The sequence below is a fragment of the Streptomyces mayteni genome, from assembly GCF_054783955.1.
The window spans coordinates 89304-108645 of the sequence record NZ_BAAGPR010000002.1 but is presented as its reverse complement, the minus strand read 5'-3'; the positions used below and the strand labels follow the sequence as shown (position 1 = coordinate 108645).

Annotated in this window: 18 protein-coding genes; 7 read left to right on the top strand and 11 right to left on the bottom strand. The window is 73.7% G+C overall.

Annotated elements, in window-relative coordinates; genetic code table 11:
• Positions 1 to 14: 14 nt before the first annotated feature.
• The 6 genes from trpC to hisI all read right to left on the bottom strand — a co-directional run bounded on the left by trpC (position 15) and on the right by hisI (position 4628).
• Complete coding sequence (trpC, locus tag ACYVPE_RS01580) at positions 15 to 821, bottom strand: indole-3-glycerol phosphate synthase TrpC (protein ID WP_461031502.1); 807 nt, start codon at positions 819 to 821, stop codon at positions 15 to 17.
• A 146-nt stretch (positions 822 to 967) separates the two neighbouring features.
• The gene (locus ACYVPE_RS01575; protein ID WP_461031501.1) at positions 968 to 1369 is read right to left on the bottom strand and encodes a DUF2752 domain-containing protein; all 402 of its coding nucleotides are present in this window, start codon (positions 1367 to 1369) and stop codon (positions 968 to 970) included.
• A gap of 69 nt (positions 1370 to 1438) precedes the next feature.
• Positions 1439 to 1768: an HGxxPAAW family protein gene (locus ACYVPE_RS01570; RefSeq protein ID WP_461031500.1), complete on the bottom strand. Its 330-nt coding sequence runs from the start codon at positions 1766 to 1768 to the stop codon at positions 1439 to 1441.
• Positions 1769 to 1951: 183 nt separating this feature from the next.
• The gene (locus ACYVPE_RS01565; protein ID WP_461031499.1) at positions 1952 to 2566 is read right to left on the bottom strand and encodes a TIGR02234 family membrane protein; all 615 of its coding nucleotides are present in this window, start codon (positions 2564 to 2566) and stop codon (positions 1952 to 1954) included.
• Positions 2563 to 4065 (bottom strand): anthranilate synthase component I, encoded by a 1503-nt coding sequence (locus ACYVPE_RS01560; protein ID WP_461031498.1) that lies wholly within the window; start codon positions 4063 to 4065, stop codon positions 2563 to 2565. Before ACYVPE_RS01560 ends, ACYVPE_RS01565 begins: the two co-directional genes overlap by 4 nt.
• A 203-nt stretch (positions 4066 to 4268) precedes the next feature.
• On the bottom strand, positions 4269 to 4628 hold the full coding sequence (hisI, locus tag ACYVPE_RS01555; RefSeq protein WP_461031497.1) for a phosphoribosyl-AMP cyclohydrolase: 360 nt from the start codon (positions 4626 to 4628) through the stop codon (positions 4269 to 4271).
• 46 nt (positions 4629 to 4674) lie between these two features.
• On the opposite strand from hisI, the gene ACYVPE_RS01550 reads away from it, so the two are divergent.
• On the top strand, positions 4675 to 5310 hold the full coding sequence (locus tag ACYVPE_RS01550) for a TIGR03085 family metal-binding protein (RefSeq protein ID WP_461031496.1): 636 nt from the start codon (positions 4675 to 4677) through the stop codon (positions 5308 to 5310).
• A gap of 281 nt (positions 5311 to 5591) precedes the next feature.
• On the top strand, positions 5592 to 6809 hold the full coding sequence (locus tag ACYVPE_RS01545) for a rhamnogalacturonan acetylesterase (RefSeq protein ID WP_461031495.1): 1218 nt from the start codon (positions 5592 to 5594) through the stop codon (positions 6807 to 6809).
• 68 nt (positions 6810 to 6877) lie between these two features.
• On the opposite strand, the gene ACYVPE_RS01540 is transcribed toward ACYVPE_RS01545, so the two are convergent.
• The gene (locus ACYVPE_RS01540) at positions 6878 to 7777 is read right to left on the bottom strand and encodes an NAD(P)-dependent oxidoreductase (protein WP_461031494.1); all 900 of its coding nucleotides are present in this window, start codon (positions 7775 to 7777) and stop codon (positions 6878 to 6880) included.
• 122 nt (positions 7778 to 7899) lie between these two features.
• Here ACYVPE_RS01540 and ACYVPE_RS01535 point away from each other — a divergent pair, with 122 nt between their 5' ends.
• From ACYVPE_RS01535 to ACYVPE_RS01525, 3 genes are all read left to right on the top strand, one after another.
• Positions 7900 to 11016, top strand: coding sequence for a BTAD domain-containing putative transcriptional regulator (locus tag ACYVPE_RS01535; protein WP_461031493.1), 3117 nt, complete (start codon positions 7900 to 7902; stop codon positions 11014 to 11016).
• A 96-nt stretch (positions 11017 to 11112) separates the two neighbouring features.
• The gene (locus tag ACYVPE_RS01530; protein WP_461031492.1) at positions 11113 to 11364 is read left to right on the top strand and encodes a hypothetical protein; all 252 of its coding nucleotides are present in this window, start codon (positions 11113 to 11115) and stop codon (positions 11362 to 11364) included.
• Between the two features lie 10 nt (positions 11365 to 11374).
• A complete protein-coding gene (locus ACYVPE_RS01525; protein WP_461031491.1) occupies positions 11375 to 11926 on the top strand; it encodes an NUDIX hydrolase in 552 nt (183 codons plus the stop codon).
• A 16-nt stretch (positions 11927 to 11942) separates the two neighbouring features.
• On the opposite strand, the gene ACYVPE_RS01520 is transcribed toward ACYVPE_RS01525, so the two are convergent.
• The gene (locus tag ACYVPE_RS01520; RefSeq protein ID WP_461031490.1) at positions 11943 to 12374 is read right to left on the bottom strand and encodes an NUDIX hydrolase; all 432 of its coding nucleotides are present in this window, start codon (positions 12372 to 12374) and stop codon (positions 11943 to 11945) included.
• Positions 12371 to 12874 (bottom strand): MarR family winged helix-turn-helix transcriptional regulator, encoded by a 504-nt coding sequence (locus ACYVPE_RS01515; protein ID WP_461031489.1) that lies wholly within the window; start codon positions 12872 to 12874, stop codon positions 12371 to 12373. The genes ACYVPE_RS01520 and ACYVPE_RS01515 overlap by 4 nt, the downstream gene beginning before the upstream one ends.
• A 120-nt stretch (positions 12875 to 12994) precedes the next feature.
• Between ACYVPE_RS01515 and ACYVPE_RS01510 the strand changes: the two genes are divergently transcribed.
• Positions 12995 to 14425 (top strand): MFS transporter, encoded by a 1431-nt coding sequence (locus tag ACYVPE_RS01510; protein WP_461031488.1) that lies wholly within the window; start codon positions 12995 to 12997, stop codon positions 14423 to 14425.
• A 61-nt stretch (positions 14426 to 14486) separates the two neighbouring features.
• Here ACYVPE_RS01510 and ACYVPE_RS01505 read toward each other — a convergent pair whose 3' ends face one another.
• Positions 14487 to 15053, bottom strand: a complete 567-nt coding sequence (locus tag ACYVPE_RS01505; protein ID WP_461031487.1) for a DinB family protein — start codon at positions 15051 to 15053, stop codon at positions 14487 to 14489.
• A 33-nt stretch (positions 15054 to 15086) separates the two neighbouring features.
• The gene (locus tag ACYVPE_RS01500; protein WP_461031486.1) at positions 15087 to 15674 is read right to left on the bottom strand and encodes a 3'-5' exonuclease; all 588 of its coding nucleotides are present in this window, start codon (positions 15672 to 15674) and stop codon (positions 15087 to 15089) included.
• A 103-nt stretch (positions 15675 to 15777) separates the two neighbouring features.
• Between ACYVPE_RS01500 and dnaE the strand changes: the two genes are divergently transcribed.
• The gene (dnaE, locus tag ACYVPE_RS01495) at positions 15778 to 19326 is read left to right on the top strand and encodes a DNA polymerase III subunit alpha (protein WP_461031485.1); all 3549 of its coding nucleotides are present in this window, start codon (positions 15778 to 15780) and stop codon (positions 19324 to 19326) included.
• Positions 19327 to 19342: the final 16 nt, after the last annotated feature.

The following is a 19342-nucleotide window of genomic DNA, read 5'->3' as shown; positions in this document are numbered from 1 at the left end:
GGCAGCGCCCCGCATCAGCGGCCGTGCCGCAGCGCGGGGTGGGTGCCGGCGGCGACCAGGTCGGCGACCGCGCTTCGCGGGTCGCGACCGGTCACCAGGGACTCGCCGACCAGCACGGCGTCGGCGCCCTCGTTCGCGTAGGCGATCAGGTCGTGCGGGCCGCGCACGCCGGACTCGGCCACCGTGACGATGTGGTCCGGGATCTCGGGCGCGACCCGGGCGAACGTGCCGCGGTCGACCTCGAGCGTCTTGAGGTTCCTGGCGTTGACCCCGATGATGCGCGCCCCGGCGTCGACGGCGCGCGCCGCCTCGTCCTCGTCGTGGGCCTCGACCAGCGGCGTGAGGCCGATGGACTCGGCCCGCTCGACCAGGGAGACCAGCGCCGGCTGGTCGAGCGCGGCGACGATCAGCAGCACCAGGTCGGCACCGTGGGCGCGCGCCTCCCACAGCTGGTAGGAGGTGACGATGAAGTCCTTGCGGAGCACCGGGATGTCCACCCGGGACCGGACGGCGGCGAGGTCGTCGAGGGAGCCGCCGAAGCGGCGCTGCTCGGTGAGCACGGAGATGGCCGCCGCGCCGCCCGACTCGTAGTCGGCGGCCAGGCCGGCCGGGTCGGCGATCGCGGCCAGCGCGCCCTTGGACGGGCTGGAGCGCTTGACCTCGCAGATCACGGAGACGCCTTCGCCCTTGAGGGCCGCCACCCCGTCCTTGGCCTGTGGGGCCTTCGCCGCGGTTTCCTTGAGCTCGTCGAGGCTTACCCGCGCCTGCCGCTCGGCAAGATCGGCGCGGACTCCTTCGATGATCTCGTCGAGGACACTCACGCGACCGGCCCCTTCCTGTCGGTTTGGGAATCCCGGACCACCGTCCTGGGGGAGCAATCACACCGATGGTATCCGGCGGTGGGCAGAGGTTTCGCATCCGCCCGGGCGTTGTCCCACATATCGGACGGGTCCGACACTTCGCCTGGTCAGGGGGCCAGCGCGGCGCCGATCGGCAGGTTGCGGAGCACCGTGAAGGCGAGGGTGGCGCCGCCGAGGCCCCAGGCGACGACACGGGGAGGCGGGGCCGGCGGGGGGCGGCGGCGGAGGGCCGACGTCAGCCGGAGGGCGAGGAACAGCGCCAGCACGGCGAGCGCGGCCACCACGAGCGCGTTGGCGCCGAGCGCGGCGCCGAGGTCTCCGTGAGCGAGGGCCGCGGCGCAACGCAGCCCGCCGCAGCCTGGGCAGTGGAGCCCGGTGAGCGCCGGCACCGGGCAGGCCGGGTGCGGCAGAAGCGCCGCGGGGGCGACGAGGACCGCGCCGGCGCAGAGGGCGCCGGCCGCGGCGGCCAAGACGAGCGGACTGGCGCCCTGGGCGCGGGGAGGTGGCACACGCCCAGCTTCAGGGCGCCCCGCCCACCCCGCAATCGGTACGGCCTCGGGTGCGGCCCGAGCGAGACGTCAGCCGCTGACGGTGGCCTGCTCCGCCTCGGCGTCGGAGTCGCCGGCCTGGTCGGCGCCGACGGTGACGGTGGCCGGCGCGGCCGAGCCGGCCCTGACCTTGGCCTTGGCGCCGTGCGCCTGGTCGGCGGGCACCTGCTGCTGGCCGAAGCCCATCGCCTTGAGCACCAGGCCGGCGACGCCACCGAGCGCGACGATCACGAGGCCGGCCAGCACGCCGAGCGGCTGGGCCATGATCGTGTAGGCGCTGCTGACGCCCGTGCCGACGAAGATGATCAGGACGGCGATCCAGGCGGCGGGAGAGTTTCCGTGGTGGTATTTGTCCGCCATGTGTGCTCCTTGTGGGTCCAAGAGTCGGGCGTGCGGGCGTTCGCTCGGGCGCTGTCATCCATTGTCGCAGCCGGTCCCGACAGTCCCTGCCGGGGTCCCGGCTGGCCGGGGAGAAGCCCGCGCGGGACGGCCCCGCACCGGTTTTCCAGCGGAGCGCTCAGGCGGAGCGCCCAGGCGGAGCGCTCAGGTCGGGTCCTCGCCCCGGTCGAGCGCCCGCCAGATGTCCTCGGGGCGGTCGCCGTGCCCGGTCGCCCCGGGCCCGCGCCGCTCCGCGCGGCGTCCCGTCCGCTCGTAGCGGGCGGACATGGCGGGCCACTGCCGGCCGTAGCTCAGCGCCAGCAGCCCGGCGCACAGCAGCAGCAGGCCGCCGAGCGCGGAGACCCAGGGCCAGCCGGTGTGGCTGACGCTGCTGACGGCGGCCTCGCTGAGGCCCATCACCTCGGCCGCGCTCCCCTCGAGGGCGTCCGTGTCGCCCGCGCCGAGCAGCGCCGCGCCGATCGATCCGGCGCCGCTGAGCGCGAGCACCGAGGAGACGACGGTGCGGCCGGTGCTGCGGACGGCGAACACGGCGACCAGCGCCGCGAGTCCGACCAGGGCCAGGGCGCTGGGCAGGGCTGAGACGGCGTTGCCGTTGGCCGTCACCGGGAGTTCGGCACCCGCGGCCGACGCCTCGCCCTCGCCCCAGGTCTGGCCGGCGGCGATCAGTACGACGGCGGCCCCGGCCGCGCCGCTCAGCAGCGCGCCGGCGAGGGCGCGCCGCGGCGCGCTCGAACTGCCGGCATTGGGGTCACGCTTCACGCCTCCACGCTACCTCGCAGCTTCCCGGCCGTGGCCACCGCCCTGAGCACGGCCGCCGCCTTGTTCCGGCACTCGGTGTCCTCGGCGACCGGATCCGAGTCGGCCACCACCCCGGCGCCCGCCTGGACGTGGGCGACGCCGTCGCGCAGCACGGCGGTGCGGATGGCGATGGCGGTGTCCGCGTCGCCCGCGAAGTCGAGGTAGCCGACGCAGCCGCCGTAGACGCCGCGCCTGGTCGGCTCCAGCTCCTCGATGATCTGGAGGGCGCGCGGCTTGGGGGCGCCGGAGAGGGTGCCGGCCGGGAAGCAGGCGGTGAGCGCGTCGAAGGCGGTGCGCCCCTCGGCCAGCCGCCCGGTGACGGTGGAGACGATGTGCATCACGTGGCTGTAGCGCTCGACGGACATGAAGTCGACCACCTCCACGCTGCCGGGGCGGCTGACCCGCCCGAGGTCGTTGCGGCCGAGGTCGACCAGCATCAGGTGCTCGGCGCGCTCCTTGGGGTCGGCGAGCAGCTCCTCGGCGAGCGCCGCGTCCTCCTGCGGGGTGGCGCCGCGCGGCCGGGTGCCGGCGATCGGGTGCAGCATGGCCCGGCCGTCCTCGACCTTGACCAGGGCCTCGGGGCTGGAGCCGACGACGTCGAAGGCGCCGCCCTCGCCGGCGAACCTGAACAGGTACATGTAGGGGCTGGGGTTGGTGGCCCGCAGCACCCGGTAGACGTCGAGCGCGCTGGCCGGGCAGGGCGTCTCGAAGCGCTGCGAGGGCACCACCTGGAAGGCGTCGCCCGCCCTGATGTACTCCTTGACCCGCTCGACGGCCGCCTGGTAGTCGGGGCCGCCCCAGCGGGCGGTGAAGGGCGGCAGCTCGGAGGGCGGGAGGGCCACGGCGCCGGCGGGCGCGGGCCTGGCCAGGTCGGCCTCCATCGCGTCGAGCCTGGCCACCGCGTCCGCGTGGGCCTCGTCGACGCCGGTGTCCAGGTCGTTGTGGTTGATCGCGTTGGCGATCAGCAGCACCGTGCCGTCGCGGTGGTCGAGGACCGCCAGGTCGGAGGCGAGCAGCATGGTCAGCTCGGGCAGCGCCAGGTCGTCGCGGGTGCTGTCGCCGACCGACTCGAGGCGGCGCACCACGTCGTAGCCGAGGTAGCCGACCAGGCCGCCGGTGAACGGCGGCAGCTCCGGGTCCCGTGGGGTGTGCAGGGCGCGCAGCGTCTCGCGCAGCACGTGCAGCGGGTCGCCCTCGCGCGGCACCGAGACGGGCGGGGTGCCCAGCCAGTGGGCGCGGCCTTCCCTGACGGTGAGGGCGGCCGAGCTCCGGACCCCGACGAAGGAGTAGCGCGACCAGGTGCGGCCGTTCTCCGCGGATTCGAGGAGGAAGGTGCCGGGGCGCTCACCCGCGAGCTTGCGGTAGAGCGCGATGGGGGTGTCGCCGTCGGCGAGGAGCCGGCGGGTGACGGGAATCACCCGGCGCTCCTTGGCGAGCACCCGGAAACGGTCGAGGTCCATGCCGGCTGAGCCTACTGCCCAGGGGCCTGCCTGATGATTCCCGGTGGATCAGCGAGCGGCGGATGGCGCCCGTCTGGCAAGGCGCCGGATCGCAGCTCGTACTTGGTCGTACTCACGCGATTCGGCAACGCAGCCAGGCGGGATGCCTGGGGGCACCTCCCAGCCGCCAGGCTGGGGGCGCGTCGCGAGCCCACCGGGGATCGTCAGGCAGGCCCCACCGGGAGGGAGCCGGCGTCGAAGCAGGTGCGGTCCCCGGTGTGACAGGCCGCGCCGACCTGGTCGACCTTGACCAGCACGGTGTCCCCGTCGCAGTCGAGCGCCACGGACTTGACGTGCTGCACGTGGCCCGAGGTGTCGCCCTTGACCCAGTACTCCTGGCGGCTGCGGCTCCAGTAGGTGCAACGCCCGGTGGTGAGGGTGCGGCGCAGGGCCTCGTCGTCCATCCAGCCGAGCATCAGTACCTCGCCGGTGTCGTACTGCTGGGCGATGGCGGGCACCAGGCCGTCCGGATTCCGCTTGAGGCGGGCGGCGACGGCCGGGTCGAGAGCGGGGGAGCTGGGCATGTGTCCATTCTGCCGCCCCGCCGCCCCAGACCCTAAGGTGGAGATCATGTCTACCCATGCGAAGCGTGAACGGCTGCTGCTGGCCGATCTCTTGGAGACCTCGGGCCCGGACGCTCCCACCCTGTGCGAGGGCTGGACGACCCGGGACCTGGCCGCCCACGTCGTGGTGCGGGAGCGCCGGCCCGACGCGGCGAGCGGCATCATCATCAAGCCGCTGGCGGCCCGCGGCGAGCGGGTGCGCAACGAGTTCGCCGCCAAGCCGTACGACGAGCTGATCCAGCTGATCAGGCTCGGGCCGCCGCGGGTGTCGCCGTTCTCGCTGAAGCAGGTCGACGAGGCGGCCAACACGGTCGAGTTCTTCGTCCACGCCGAGGACATCAGGCGTGCCCAGCCCGAGTGGTCGCCGCGGCCGCTCGACCCGGTCTTCGCCGACGCGCTGTGGCGCCGGGTCGAGTCGGGCGCCCGCATCATGGGGCGGCGCAGCCCGGTGGGGCTCGTGCTGCGCCGGCCGAACGGGCAGGTGGCCGTCGCGCACAAGGGCGCCCCGGTGGTCACGGTCACCGGCGAGCCCGGCGAGCTGCTGATGTTCGCCTCGGGTCGGCAGGACGCGGCCAAGGTCACCCTGGAGGGCGACGAGGAGGCGGTGGCCAAGCTCCGGGCCGCCAAGCTGGGCTTCGCCTGACGGTCGCGCCGCCCAGCCCCGTCTCCCCCGCGACCCGCTCTCGCCTCCGGCCGCCGATTCCGCCTCCGGCGCCGAGGCGACCGTTCGGCGCGCCCCGCGACCGTTCAACGTCCTCGTGAGCCACGTCTGTTGACAGTCGGGCGCGGCCTTGCCACGCTTCCGCCGTTCCCTTGAAAGCGCTTACCAACGAGGTTTCGCGGGTATCGAATGAATCGATTCACGTTCGACGCGATCCCCGGCCCCCGCGGTCGGCGCCTGAGTCCAGCACACGGGAGTGATGGATGAAAGGAATCCTGAGAGCCGCCGGCACCGCGCTCGCCGTGGTCGCCGCCGCGGCCGCGGCGGCCGTCGGACTGCCCGGCACGGCCGCGGCGGCCGCCGCCGGCCCGACCGTCTACATCGCGAGCGACTCCACCGCGCAGACGTACAACTCCAGCTACGAGCCGCAGACGGGCTGGGGCCAGGTCCTCGACCGCTACTTCGCCGACGACGTGACCGTCGCCAACCACGCCATCGGCGGCCGGAGTTCACGCAACTTCATCGAACAGGGCCGGCTCCAGACGATCCTGAACCAGATCCAGCCCGGCGACTACCTGTTCGTCCAGTTCGGGCACAACGACGCCTCCGCCACCATCCCCGACCGGTACACCTCCCCGGCGGACTACAAGGAGTACCTGCGGAACGACTACATCGGCGGCGCCCGCGCCCGCGGCGCCATCCCGGTGATCGTCACCCCCGTCTCGCGCCGCTCCTTCAACGCGACCACCGGCCAGTTCAACGTCTCCTTCCCCGAATACGTGCAACGGGCCGTCGAGGTGGCCCGGGAGGAGAACGCGCCGCTGATCGACCTCTCCGCTTCGAGCCGCGCCTACCTCGACTCCATCGGCCCCGAGGCCGCCAAGGACGTCTTCCTGCACACCGACCCCGGCGAGTACCCGGGCCGCCCGAACGGCACCGCGGACGACACGCACTTCCAGCGGTACGGGGCGCTGCAGATGGCCCGGCTGATCGCCCGCGAGGTGCGCGGCGAGGGCCTGGCGCTCTCCTCCCTGGTGCGGGACACGGTGAGCGACGTCTACGACCTCGGCCCCGCGAGCGGCCCGGTCGCCTCCTCGTTCACGCAGGTCACCGCCGCCACGGCCTACACCGCGGCGCGCGGCTACGGCATCGTGGGCAGCGGGCTGATCGAGCGTGACCGCGGCACCGCGATGAACGAGCTCCAGCGGGACTTCGTGGCCCTCTTCAACGGCCAGTACGAGTTCCGCGCCAACGTGCCCAACGGCGTCTACGACGTGCGGGTCAGCGTCGGGGACGCCACCGGCTCGGCGCGCACCAACGTCACCGTCGAGGGCTCGGTGACGGGCCGGCTGGCCCCCGCCGCCAACACCGCCACCGCGCAGACGTACGCGAACGTCTCGGTGACGGACGGCGTGCTCAACCTGGTGGTGTCCGGCGAGACCGGGCACCTGAACGCCGTCGAGATCCTGCCGGCGGCCTGAGACCGGTCCGGGCGTCCAAGGCCCCCAACACCAGCGGGCGCCCGGACCACTTCACGCCGCTCAGGCGGCTACTCCCCCGGCTTCCTGATCAGTTCGATCACGCTGGTCAGGTTGTTCGCGCCGTAGCCGGCCGCGGCGGTGCGGCGGAAGAGCTCCCACAGGGCGGTCGGGAACGTGGTGCCGAGACCGGCGTCCGCGAAGGTCTCCACCAGGTGCCGGGCACCGGTGACCTGCATGTCCAGGCTGTTGAACTCACCCGGGTAGACGCGGCGTTCGATCTGCTCGGTGACGCCGTCGAAGAAGCCGAGCGGTCCCTCGGCGGTGAGGTCGCGGAGCAGTCCGACCACGTGGGACCGCGCCTCGGCGGCCGGCACCCCCGCGGTCTCCAGCAGCGCGGCGGCGTGGAAGTAACTGGTCAGTGCCGACCAGAACACGAGGATCAGCGCCTGGTAGTGGAGCATCGCGAGCCCCGGGTCCGTGCCGAGGTGGTCGGGTCGGCCGAGCGCCCCGAGGGCGTCCCGGTGGGCTTCCAGGGCCGCCTCGGCTCCGGCGTAGAAGACGTAGGCGCCGGGCTTGCCGATGCCTGGTGGCGGCGTCATGACTCCGCCGGTCAACAGTTCGACGCCGCGTTCCACCGCCCAGCGGTGGGCCGCGCGCAGCCGCTCCGGGGTGTCGTCGCTGAGGTTCGCCAACACCCGGCCGCGGAGCGCGGACGGCTCGGCGTCGTCCAGGATCGCGTGCATCGCCGCGTAGTCGACGAGGCTCAACACGGTCAACTCGCTGGCGGCCAGCGCCTCGGTGGGCGAGGCGGCGAGCCTGGCGCCGCTGGCGACCAGGGGTTCCGCCTTGGCGGCGGTCCGGTTCCACACCGTGACGGGGTGGCCGGCGTCCAGCAGTGCGGTGGCCATGGCGGAGCCCATGGCGCCCAGACCGATCACGGTCACGGGTTCCGGCGTGCGGTCGGTCATCGTGTCGTCTCCAAGATCGTTGACATGCGGTCGTTCGACGGGCCCCACGGTGCGTCTCGTCGCCTCGGGTCGCCCACGGTTCCGCCACGGGTGGGCCCGAAGGGGCCGGTTAACCTGGCGGGATGCGCTTCGGAGTGCTGGGCCCGCTCGCAGTGTGGACGGACGAGGGTGAGCCGGTCACCGTCCCGGACGCCAAGGTGCGGACGCTGCTCGCCGACCTGCTGGCGCACGGCGGCGAGCCGGTCCCGGTCGACCGGTTGGTCCAGGACCTGTGGGGCGACCGCCCGCCGCGCGACCCCGTCGGCACCCTCCAGGCCCGGGTCTCGCAGCTGCGGGGCGCGTTGGCCGGCGCGGAGCGGGGCGGCAGGGCGCTGGTGGCGCACGGCCCGGCCGGGTACGCGCTGAGCGCCGCGCCCGGCGCGGTGGACGCGGACCGGTTCGTCGCCCTGCTCGCCCGGGGCTCGGGGGCGGTGTCGGCGGCGCGGGTGGCGCTGTTGGACGAGGCGTTGGCGCTGTGGCGGGGCCCGGCCTTCGCCGATCACGCGGACGCGGAGTTCGGCCGGCCGATGGCGGCCAGGCTCGCCGAACAGCGGCTGACGGCGGTCGAGCTGCGGGCCGAGGCGCGGCTGGGATTGGGGGAACACCAGGCGCTGTTGGGTGAGTTGGCGGAGCTCGTCGTCGTCCATCCGCTGCGGGAGCGGCTGCGCGCGATCCAGCTGCGCGCGCTGTGGCAGGCGGGCCGGCAGGACGCGGCGTTGGCGGTGTTCGAGGAGGTTCGCCTGGGTCTGGCCGAGGAGTTGGGGGTGGATCCCGGCCCCGAGCTGGTCACGCTGCACGCGGCGGTCCTGCGACAGGACCTCGCGGTCCCGGCGCGGTCGGCCGGTGCCCGGCCCCGACTGCCGGTGCCGCTCACCGAGTTGCTCGGGCGGGACCGGGAGCTCGCCGAGGTCGGGCGGCTGCTCCCGGGCTGCCGGCTGGTGACACTGACCGGCACCGGCGGGGTGGGCAAGACCCGGCTCGCGCTGGCGGTGGCCGAGCGGGCGTCGGGTGCCACGCTCGCCGACGACGTCTGGCTGGTGGAGCTGGCGGCCTGTGGTGCGGACGAGGTGCCAGAGGCGGTGGCGGCGGCGCTCGGGATGCGGGACGACGCCCAGGACGGCGCCGATCTGACAGGGCGGCTGGCCGAGGCGTTGCGGGATCGGCAGGCGCTGCTCGTGCTGGACAACTGCGAACACCTGCTGGACACCGCGGCGTCGTTGGCGGCCCGGCTGCTGGCGGCGGCGCCCGGGCTGCGGATCCTGGCGACCAGCCGGGAGCCGCTGGCGATCCGCGGGGAGCACGTCTACCCGGTCGGTTCGCTCGAACTACCGGACGCTGTGCGGCTGTTCGCGGCGCGGGCGACGGCGGCAGCGGCGGGCTTCCGGCTGGACGAGGCCGACCGTGCGACGGTGGCCGCGATCTGCCGGCGGCTCGACGCGCTGCCGTTGGCGCTGGAACTGGCCGCGACCCGGGTGCGAACGCTGGGCGTGCGGGAGTTGGCCGTGGCGCTCGACGACCGGTTCATGGTGCTCTCGGCCGGCGCGCGCGACGCGCCGCCTCGGCAACGGACGCTGCGGGCGGTGATCGACTGGAGCTGGGAACTGCTGGGCGAGCCGGAGCGGGTGCTGCTGCGACGGCTCGCGGTGCTGGCCGACGGCTGCTCGCGGGACGCGGTGGCGCGGGTGTGCGGGGGCGGCCTCGACACGTTGACCCTGCTGGTCGACCGTTCGCTCGTGGTGGCCGAGGAGGGCAGGTTCCGGCTGCTCGAGTCGGTGGCGGCCTACGCCCTGGAGCGGCTGCGGGAGGCCGGCGAGGAGGAGGCGGTGCGGGACCGGCACGCGGGCTACTACGCGGCGCTGGCGGAGCGGGCGGCGCCCGAGCTACGCGGGCCTCGGCAGTGCGAGTGGCTCGCCCGGCTCGACGCGGAGGCGGCGCAGTTGCGGGCGGCGTTGGAGTGGTCGGCGGGGCGCGGCCTGGCGGAGCGGGCCTTGCGGCTGGCCAACTCGTCGTCCTGGTACTGGTTTCTGCGTGGCCGCCGGGGCGAGGCGCGGCGTTCGTTGACGCTGGCGCTGGCCGCCGAGGGGCCGGCGCCCGCGGTCGACCGGGCGGTGGCCCGGGCGTGGCTGGCCGGGATGGCGGCGCTCGACCCGGCGGAGGGCGAGGCGCGCGACGAGGCGGCGCTGCGTGGCTTCGCGGGTCTCGACGAGCCGGCGGCGCTGGCGTTCGCGGAGTGGTTCCTGGCGCTGTCGCACTGGTCGCTCGGCGATCGTGGGGAGCACGAGGCGCGGGTGGGGCGGGCGTTGGCGACGTTCCGGCGGCTCGGCGACCGATGGGGGGAGGCGGCGGCGTTGAGCACCAGGGCCAAACTGGCGGTGGGGCGGGCGGACTTCACGACGATGGCGGCGGACGCGGCCGCCGCCCTGGAGCTGTTCGGCGAGCTCGGCGATCGCTGGGGCGAGTTGGAGGCCGGCTATGCGCTGGGGATGCGGGCCGAGATCGCCGGGGAGTACGCGGAGGCCGAGGGGTGGCTGCGGGCCGGGCTGCGCGGGGCTGAGGAGCTCGGCCTGTGGTCGGACGTGTCGTTCCGGCTCTCGGGGTTGGGCCGCCTCTCGCTGCTCTCCGGGGATCTGGCTGGCGCCGACGAGGCGTTGAGTCGGGCGCGGCGGCTGGGGGTGGAGCACGGCGACCGGGCGGCGGAGGAGTTCGCGGACATCGGTCTCGGCCTGGTGGCGCGACGGCAGGGGCGGTTGTCGGCTGCGGAGCGGCATCTGCGGCCGTGGCTCGACTGGTTGGGCGGGATCGGCGGTACGGCGGGGAGGGCGTTCGTGCTGGCCCAGTTGGGGTTCGTGGCGGAGCTTCGGGGCGATCCGGCGGGAGCGCGGCGGCTGCACCAGGAGGGCGGCGCGGCGGCCGTGGCCGGTGGGGACCCGCGGGCGGTGGCGCTCGCCGTGGAGGGGCTGGGGTGCGCGGCGGCCGCGGCCGGCCGGTTCGGGATCGCGGCCCGGCTGCTCGGCGCGGCCGCGGCTGCCCGCGCGGCGGTGGGAGCTCCGTTGCCTGCCGGGGAGCGGGACGACGTGGAGCGCGCCGAGCGGGCGATCCTGGCGGCGCTCGGTGAGCCGGCGCTGGCGGCCGGGTTGGTGGCGGGCGCCGAGCTCTCGCTGGCCGAGGCGCTGGCCGTGGAGCGGGCGGACATGGCATAGCGGGGTGGCGTGGGGGACGCGGACCGATCAGGTGGCGCCCCGGGCCACCCGGCGTGCCGGCCCATCCGGCGCCGGGCCGTACCGCACCATCCCCCCATGGTGCCCGCGTTCCTCAGCCGGACGATCACGGCGCTGACGAACCAGCGCCGCCGACGCTCGCTGCACCAGCAGGTGGTGATCGCGGCGTGGTTCGTCGGGCGGGAGCAGCGGCGGCGGCGCGCGGTGACGCAGTCGGAGCACGCCATGCGGGAGTTGCGGGACCGGTTCGACCGGCTGGAGGGGATGCTCGGCGAGGACCGGGGACGGGGCCGGGGCCGGGGCCGGGGTGGCGATCGGGGCCGGGATTAGGCTGGCGGGCATGACGCGGCTCTCTTCCTCCGCCGCCGGCGACGCGGGGCGGCCCGTCGCGGTGGATCCGGGCGTGGAGTTCCCGGTGCCGGCGCCCGGCGAGTTGTGGGCGGTGAGCGCGGCGATCCTGAACGAGCGGGGCGAGGTGTTCGCCCAGCGCCGCAGCCCGCGGCGGCGGCTCTTCCCCGACACCTGGGACCTGGTGGGCGGTCACGTCGAGCCGGGCGAGTCGCTGCTCGCGGCGCTGGTCCGGGAGGTCGCCGAGGAGACCGGCTGGCGGGTGTGCCGGGTGCGGCGCTTCCTCGGCGTGCTGACCTGGGTGGGGGACGACGGCCTCGGCCGCCGCCACGAGGCCGACTACCTGGTGGACGTGGTGGGCGATCTGGCGGCGCCGGCCCTGGAGTGGGAGAAGCACCCGGAGTTCGGCTGGTTCGGCCCCGGGGAGCTCGACCGGCTCAAGGAGAACCGCGGGCCCGAGGACCAGCTCGTCCATCGGGTGGCCGCGCGGGCCCTGGGGTTGACGCCCGACCGCCCGCCGTCCGACGTCCCGCCGCCCGCCTGAACCGGGCGGGGTGGGCCTACCAGCCGTGCACCGACGCCGGTTCGCCGCGCAGGTAGTGGCCGATGCCCAGCGCGTTGTAGCGGACCACGGTGGTCGGCAGGCGGTGCGGGTCGTGCCAGAACAGCCCCGCGCACTTGTGGGGTTCGGCGTTGTGCGGCGTGCCGTCCCACCGGGCGGTGGCGAAGAAGAAGCCGACGCGTGGCGCGCCCTCGGGCGTCCGGTAGTGCATGGTGTGGACGATCCGCAGCGCGTGCGGGTCGAGGTCGACGCCGACCTCCTCGCGCGCCTCGCGGATCGCGGCGGCCACCACGCTCTCGCCGTGTTCCACCTTGCCGCTCGGCAGGTTGAGCAGCCCGTCGGCGTAGCCGGTGTCGGCCCGCTCGGCGAGCAGCACCTGCCCGGCGCGTTCGAGGATGATCAGCGCGTCGAGGTGGGGTCGTTGACTCACCGCGCCCGGCCCCGGTCCTTCGGGTTCGGCGCGTCGCGCAGCAGCGTGGCCTCGGCGGTCGCGTCGTCCCGGGTGGCGGCGACGAAGGTGAGGACGGCGCGCAGCTCGCGGTCGCCGAAGCGGGAGAGCAGGTCGGTGGCGCGGCGGCCCATGCCGTCGTAGTAGGAGGCGGGAAGCGTCTCGCCGCGCTCCGTGACGCGGACCAGCGCCCGGCGGCGGTCGTGCGGGTCGGCCTCGCGCCCGACGTAGCCGGCGGCCTCCAGGCGGTCGATCATCCGGGTGACGGCGCCCGTGGTGCGGGACAGGCGGCTGGCCAACTCGCCCGCGCTGAGCGGCCCGTTGGACTTGGCGAGCGCGTGCAGGCACTGCAGGTCGGTGGTGGAGACGCCGAGGCGCGCGGCCACCAGCTCGTTGAGCTGCACCGTCGCCGTCGCCATGTCGGGCATCAGATAGAGGATCTCGTCGATCAGCCGGGCAGCCGCGGGCTCTGGCTCGGGCACGGGTTTGACGCCTTTCACTCGGGGATTTATCTTACTCGCTCAGATAATGAGCGATGCAGCATCTGCCTCGCTCAGCTAAATCTCACGCCTCCGCGCATCACCGGTTGAGAGGAGCCACGGGTGTCATCCCCGCCGGCTGGAAAGTCCCGAACGCTGGCCCTGACGGCCATCCTGCTCGCGGCGTTCATCGACCTGATCGACGTCACGATCCTCACCGTCACCCTGCCCTCCATCCAGGCCGACCTCGACGCCTCGCCCGCCCAGCTCCAGTGGATGCTGAGCGCCTACACGCTGGCGCTCGGCACCGGCCTGATCAGCGGCGCCAGGCTCGGGGACATCGCCGGCCACCGGCGGGTCCTCGTCGTCGGCGTGCTCGGCTTCACCGCCGCGTCGGCGATCTGCGCCCTGGCCCTGAATCCTGGCATGCTGATCGCCAGCCGGGTGGCCCAGGGGCTGTTCGCGGCGGCGATGGTGCCCCAGGTGCTGGCCCAGATCCAGTTGCTCTACGCGCCACACGAACGGGGTGGCCCGATGGCCGGGTTCGCCTCGCTCACCGGCCTGGCCGCCACCCTCGGGCCGATCCTCGGACCGCTGCTCACCGAGGCCGACCTGGCCGGCACGGGCTGGCGGCTGGTCTTCTGGGTGAACGTGCCGCTGGGGCTCGCGACCGCCTACGCCTCGCTGCGCCTGCTGCCGGAGAGCCGGGCCGCGGCGGCCCCGCGGCTCGACGTGCCGGGGGTGCTCGTCTCCTCCGCCGGGCTGCTCCTGGTGCTCTACCCGCTGATCGCCGCGTCCGACGAGGCGCACTGGCCCGGCTGGGCCACCGGCTGTGTGCTGGCGGGGATCGCGGTGCTCGCCGGGTTCGCGGTCGCGCAGCGCCGGGCCGAACGCGCCGGCGGCTCGCCGCTGATCGCCGTCTCGCTGCTCCGCCACCGCTCGCTCGCCGGCGGGCTGCTGGTCCAACTCCTGTTCTTCGTACCGGTGATGGGCTTCTTCATGGTGCTGATGCAGTTTCTGCAGGTGGGCGTCCAGATGAGCCCGACCAGGGCCGGGCTCACCCTGGTGCCCTGGTCGATCGCGGTCGCCGTGTTCGCCGGCGTGGGCGCCGCCGTGCTGCTGCCGAGGATCGGCCGGCTCACCGTCCAGGCCGGACTGGTGGCGCTGGCCCTCGCGATGCTGCTGATGGCCGGGACGGCGGCGAGCGCCTCCGGCGACACCGGCTTCCTCGACCTGCTGCCCGGCGTGGCGCTCGGTGGGGCGGGCATGGGCCTGGTCGTCGCGCCCGTCATCCAGCTCACGCTGGCGGACGTCCCGCCCGAGCACGCGGGCTCCGGATCGGCGCTGTTCAACACCGTCACCCAACTCGCGGCCGCCGTCGGCGTCGCCGTGCTCGGCACGTTCTTCTTCGCCGGGCTCCGGGACGGCGCGCCCGACGTCACGACGGTCGGCGCCGCCTTCCACGACACCCTGTGGCTCGGCGCCGCGCTGCTCGCCGTGGCCCTGGCCGCCACCGCGCTGCTCCCCCGCCGCCCGACGCCGGCGGCCACCTGACGGCCCGATGAGTCGGGTCGGGTCGGCGCGGCGCGGCCGAGCGCCGCGCCGGCCCGCCCGGCTACTGGCCCACTCGTCCGTCGACGCGTTCGCGCAGCAGGTCGGCGTGCCCGCAGTGCCTGGCGTACTCCTCGATCCGGTGCACCAGCAGTTCCCGGACCGCGATCCGGTTCTTCCCCAGCCGCTCCCCCAGATCCTGGTGCTCGGCCAGCGCCGCGTCGGTCGCGGCCTGCTCGCGCGCCAGGTCGGCGAACGAGGCGTCCACCACGGCCTGCTCGGCGACGGCACCGTCGAAGTCCGCGTCGCGCGCCCCGTACAGCTTCGGCAGCGGGTCGCCGTCGGTGATCCAGTTGCGCCAGTCACGCTCCACCTCGGCCAGGTGCCTGACCAGGCCGAGCAGCGACATCGTCGACGGCGGCACCGACCGGCGGGCCAACTGCTCGGCGTCCAGGCCCTCGCACTTCATGCGCAGGGTCAGCCGGTAGTTCACCAGGTAGTCCTCGAGCGTGGCCAGCTCGCCGTCCGGGCTGGAGTCCTCGTTGCGCGGGTCGTCGTCCGGATCGGCCCACATGTCGGGGTAGACGGTGGCCTGGGTCCATCGTGCGGGTTCGTCACTCACGCGGCCCATCGTCGTCCGCGACGGCCTTGGCGCGCCACCGCTTTACGCGTCGGCGTCCGTGGCCGCCGGGGGCCAGGAACCGCGGGCCGCCAGGTCGAGGACCAGCGCGGCGATGTTCCACGCGTCGTCCTCGCCGCTGTGGTGCCGGCCGTCGAGCGGCAGCCCGGCGATCTCCAGGGCGCGCGCCATGCCGGGGCGCTTGTCCAGGTGGTAGCCGTCAGTGAACGCCCGCTTGGCGTTGGTGTGTCGGGCACCGAAGGGGTAGGGCACGCCGGCCGCCCGGCACTGGCGGGTGAACTGGTTGCGGTCGTAGTCGCCCCAGCTCGCCCAGGGCCGCCGGCCCGCCTCATGCTCCACGGCCAGCAGCCGGCACGCCTCGGCGAACGACACGCCCCCGTCCACCTCGGCCTGCGTCAGCCCCGTCAGTTCGGTGCAGAAGGGACTGACCCGCGATCTGGCGGGCCGCACCAGGATCCGATGGCGGCCGAGCCGCTCCCGCGCGGCCAGGTCGACCACGGTCAGCCCGATCTCGATGATCTCGCTCACCTGGCCGGCCGGCGGCTCCCCCGACCAGCAGGTCGCCTCGACGTCCACCACGTTCAGCAACTCGCCCACCGTCCCCGTCCCCATGCCGTCGACCCTAGGCCGCCGGCAGGCCGCCCGCATCCGCGTTTCCTCCGTTTTGAACGAGCGTCCTGAACGCTCGTTCAAAACCTGGGTAGGGTGTGCTCCCATGGGCAACGCGAACGACCGGGGCTTCACCCATCTCCACGTCCACACCCAGTACTCGCTGCTGGACGGCGCGGCCCGGCTGCGGGACCTGTTCGCCGCGTGTCGGGAGCACGGAATGACGCATCTCGCCATCACCGACCACGGCAACCTGCACGGCGCGTACGACTTCTTCCAGCAGGCCACCGCGGCCGGCGTCACGCCGATCATCGGGATCGAGGCGTATGTCGCGCCGGAGTCCCGCCGACACAGGCGCCGGGTGCGCTGGGGGCAACCGCACCAGAAGCGGGACGACGTCTCCGGCTCCGGCGGCTACACCCACAAGACCATCTGGGCGCGTGACAGGACCGGCCTGCACAACCTGTTCCGGCTCTCCTCCGACGCCTACGCGGAGGGCTTCTTCGTCAAGTGGCCCCGGATGGACCGGGAGACCATCGCCGCGCACGCCACCGGCCTGGCCGCGTCCACCGGCTGCCCATCGGGCGAGGTGCAGACCCGGCTGCGGCTCGGCCAGCCGGAGGAGGCGATGAAGGCCGCCGCCGACTACCGCGACATCTTCGGCGCCGAGAACTACTTCCTCGAGCTGATGGACCACGGCCTCGACATCGAGACCCGGGTCCGCGACGGGCTGTTGGAGATCGGCAGGAAGCTCGGCATCCCACCGATCGTCACCAACGACTCCCACTACACCCACGCCGAGGAGGCGAGCGCGCACGACGCGCTGCTCTGCGTCCAGACCGGCAAGAACCTCTCCGACCCGGACCGCTTCCGGTTCGACGGCACCGGCTACTACCTCAAGCCGCCGGCGGAGATGTACGCCATCGACTCCTCCGACGCCTGGCAGCAGGGCTGCGCCAACACCACACGCCTCGCCGAACGCGTCGACACCACGGGGTGGTTCGAGAAACACGACCTGATGCCGCGCTTCGACGTGCCGGACGGCCACACCGAGGTCTCCTGGTTCCGCGAGGAGGTGGCGCGCGGCATGGCCCGCCGCTACCCGGGCGGCGTCCCGGCGGCGCACCACCACCAGGCGGAGTACGAGATGGACGTCATCGTCCAGATGGGGTTCCCCGGCTACTTCCTGGTGGTCGCGGACTTCATCATGTGGGCCAAGGCCCAGGGCATCGCGGTCGGCCCAGGGCGCGGCTCGGCCGCCGGGTCACTCGTCTCGTACGCGATGGGCATCACCGACCTCGACCCCCTGGAACACGGGCTGATCTTCGAGCGGTTCCTCAACCCCGAGCGCGTCTCCATGCCCGACGTCGACATCGACTTCGACGAGCGCAGGCGCGGCGAGGTGATCCGCTACGTCACCGAGAAGTACGGCGCGGACAAGGTCTGCCTGATCGGCACCTACGGCACCATCAAGGCCAAGAACGCCATCAAGGACGCGGCCCGCGTCCTCGGCTACCCCTACGCGGTCGGCGACCGGATCACCAAGGCCATGCCGGCCGACGTCCTCGGCAAGGGCGTCCCGCTCTCCGGCATCACCGACAAGGACCACCCACGGCACGCCGAGGCCGCCGAGGTCCGGTCGATGTACGAGAACGAGCCGGACGTCAGGAAGGTCATCGACACGGCGAGGGGCGTGGAGGGCCTGGTCCGGCAGATGGGAGTGCACGCCGCCGGCGTCATCATGTCGAGCGAGCCCGTCACCGACCACATCCCGGTCTGGGTCAGGCACACGGACCAGGTCACCATCACCCAGTGGGACTACCCCACCTGCGAGTCGCTCGGCCTGCTGAAGATGGACTTCCTCGGCCTGCGCAACCTCACCATCATGGACGACGCCCTCGCGCTGATCGAACGCGACGGCGGCACCCGGCTCGACCTGCTCGCGCTGCCGCTCGACGACCGCGCCACGTTCGAACTCCTCGGCCGTGGCGACACGTTGGGCGTCTTCCAGTTCGACGGCAACGCGATGCGCTCGCTGCTGCGGCTGATGCGGCCCGACCAGTTCGAGGACATCACCGCGGTCACCGCGCTCTACCGGCCAGGACCGATGGGCATGAACAGCCACATCAACTACGCGCTGCGGAAGAACGGCCAGCAGGAGATCACCCCGATCCACCCGGAGTTGGCGGATCCGCTGCGCGACGTGCTGGAGATCACCTACGGCCTCGTCGTCTACCAGGAGCAGGTGCAGAAGGCCGCCCAGGTGCTCGCCGGCTACTCGCTGGGCCAGGCCGACCTGCTCCGCCGCGCCATGGGCAAGAAGAAGCCCGAGGTGCTGGCCAGGGAGTTCGTCACCTTCCAACAGGGCGCCAGGGAGAAGGGGTTCTCCGACGAGGCGGTCCAGGCGGTCTGGGACGTCCTGGTGCCCTTCGCCGGCTACGCCTACAACAAGGCGCACGCCGCCGCCTACGCCCTGGTCTCCTACTGGACGGCCTACCTCAAGGCCAACCACCCGGCCGAGTACATGGCCGGCGTGCTGACCTCGGTCAAGGACGACAAGGACAAGATGGCGCTCTACCTCAACGAGTGCCGCCGGATGGGCATCAGGGTGCTGCCGCCCGACGTCAACGAGTCGGACGCCGACTTCACGCCCAACGGCGGCGACCGGATCCGCTTCGGTCTTACGGCGGTCCGCAACGTGGGCCGGAACGTGGTGGACTCGGTGATCCGGGCCCGCGACTCCAGGGGGAAGTACGCCTCGTTCACCGACTACCTGGACAAGGCCGAGGCGGTGGCCTGCAACAAGCGCGCCACCGACTCGTTGATCAGGGCCGGCGCCTTCGACCAGCTCGGCCACACCCGCCGGGGCCTCGCGGAGGCGTACGAACCGCTGGTGGACGCCGCCGTCGCCGTCAAACGCCGGGAGGCCGAGGGCCAGTTCGACCTCTTCGGCGGCGCGGGCGGCACCGGGGGCGCGGGCGCGGACGCGCCGGCGCTCGGCCCGCCGGTGGCCTTCTCGGACGCCGAGTGGCCCAAGCCCCAACTGCTCGCCCAGGAGCGGGAGATGCTGGGGCTCTATGTCTCCGACCACCCGCTCTCCGGCCTCGAACACCTGCTGACGGAGCGCGCGGACGCGACGATCGCCACCCTGAGCGGCGACTACCCGGACGGGGCGGTGGTCACCGTCGGCGGGATCATCTCGGGTCTACAGCGGAAGATGACCAAGCAGGGCAACCCCTGGGCCATCGCCACCGTCGAGGACCTCGGCGGCTCGCTCGACTGCATGTTCTTCCCCGCCAGCTACCAGCTCGTCTCCACCCAACTCGTCGAGGACGCCGTCGTCTTCGTCAAGGGCCGCCTCGACAAGCGCGAGGACGTCCCCCGCCTCGTCGCCATGGAACTCCAGGTCCCCGACCTGAGCCACGCCGGCCCCGACGCCCCCGTCCGCCTGGAGATGGCCGAGTCCGCGATCACCCCCGCCGCGGTGCGCCGCCTCAAGGAGGCCGTGCTGGCCCACCCGGGGCCGACCGAGGTCCGGCTCCACGTCCGCGGCCGGGAGAAGACGACGGTGCTGCGGCTCGGTCCGCGGGTCACGGCGGGCCCCGGCCTGTGGGCCGACCTCAAGGCGGCCGCGGCCGTCCGGCGGCTGGTCTGAACGACCGTTCAACGGC

Excerpts from the sequence above, each read along its gene's own strand:
- ACYVPE_RS01560 (WP_461031498.1), bottom strand. The coding sequence starts at position 4,065 with ATGGACCTCGACCGTTTCCGGGTGCTCGCCAAGGAGCGCCGGGTGATT.
- ACYVPE_RS01505 (WP_461031487.1), bottom strand. The coding sequence starts at position 15,053 with ATGGGCCGCGTGAGTGACGAACCCGCACGATGGACCCAGGCCACCGTC.
- hisI (WP_461031497.1), bottom strand. The coding sequence starts at position 4,628 with ATGCCCAGCTCCCCCGCTCTCGACCCGGCCGTCGCCGCCCGCCTCAAG.
- ACYVPE_RS01550 (WP_461031496.1), top strand. The coding sequence starts at position 4,675 with ATGTCTACCCATGCGAAGCGTGAACGGCTGCTGCTGGCCGATCTCTTG.
- ACYVPE_RS01500 (WP_461031486.1), bottom strand. The coding sequence starts at position 15,674 with ATGGGGACGGGGACGGTGGGCGAGTTGCTGAACGTGGTGGACGTCGAG.
- ACYVPE_RS01540 (WP_461031494.1), bottom strand. The coding sequence starts at position 7,777 with ATGACCGACCGCACGCCGGAACCCGTGACCGTGATCGGTCTGGGCGCC.
- ACYVPE_RS01530 (WP_461031492.1), top strand. The coding sequence starts at position 11,113 with ATGGTGCCCGCGTTCCTCAGCCGGACGATCACGGCGCTGACGAACCAG.
- ACYVPE_RS01525 (WP_461031491.1), top strand. The coding sequence starts at position 11,375 with ATGACGCGGCTCTCTTCCTCCGCCGCCGGCGACGCGGGGCGGCCCGTC.
- ACYVPE_RS01535 (WP_461031493.1), top strand. The coding sequence starts at position 7,900 with ATGCGCTTCGGAGTGCTGGGCCCGCTCGCAGTGTGGACGGACGAGGGT.
- ACYVPE_RS01545 (WP_461031495.1), top strand. The coding sequence starts at position 5,592 with ATGAAAGGAATCCTGAGAGCCGCCGGCACCGCGCTCGCCGTGGTCGCC.
- dnaE (WP_461031485.1), top strand. The coding sequence starts at position 15,778 with ATGGGCAACGCGAACGACCGGGGCTTCACCCATCTCCACGTCCACACC.
- ACYVPE_RS01570 (WP_461031500.1), bottom strand. The coding sequence starts at position 1,768 with ATGGCGGACAAATACCACCACGGAAACTCTCCCGCCGCCTGGATCGCC.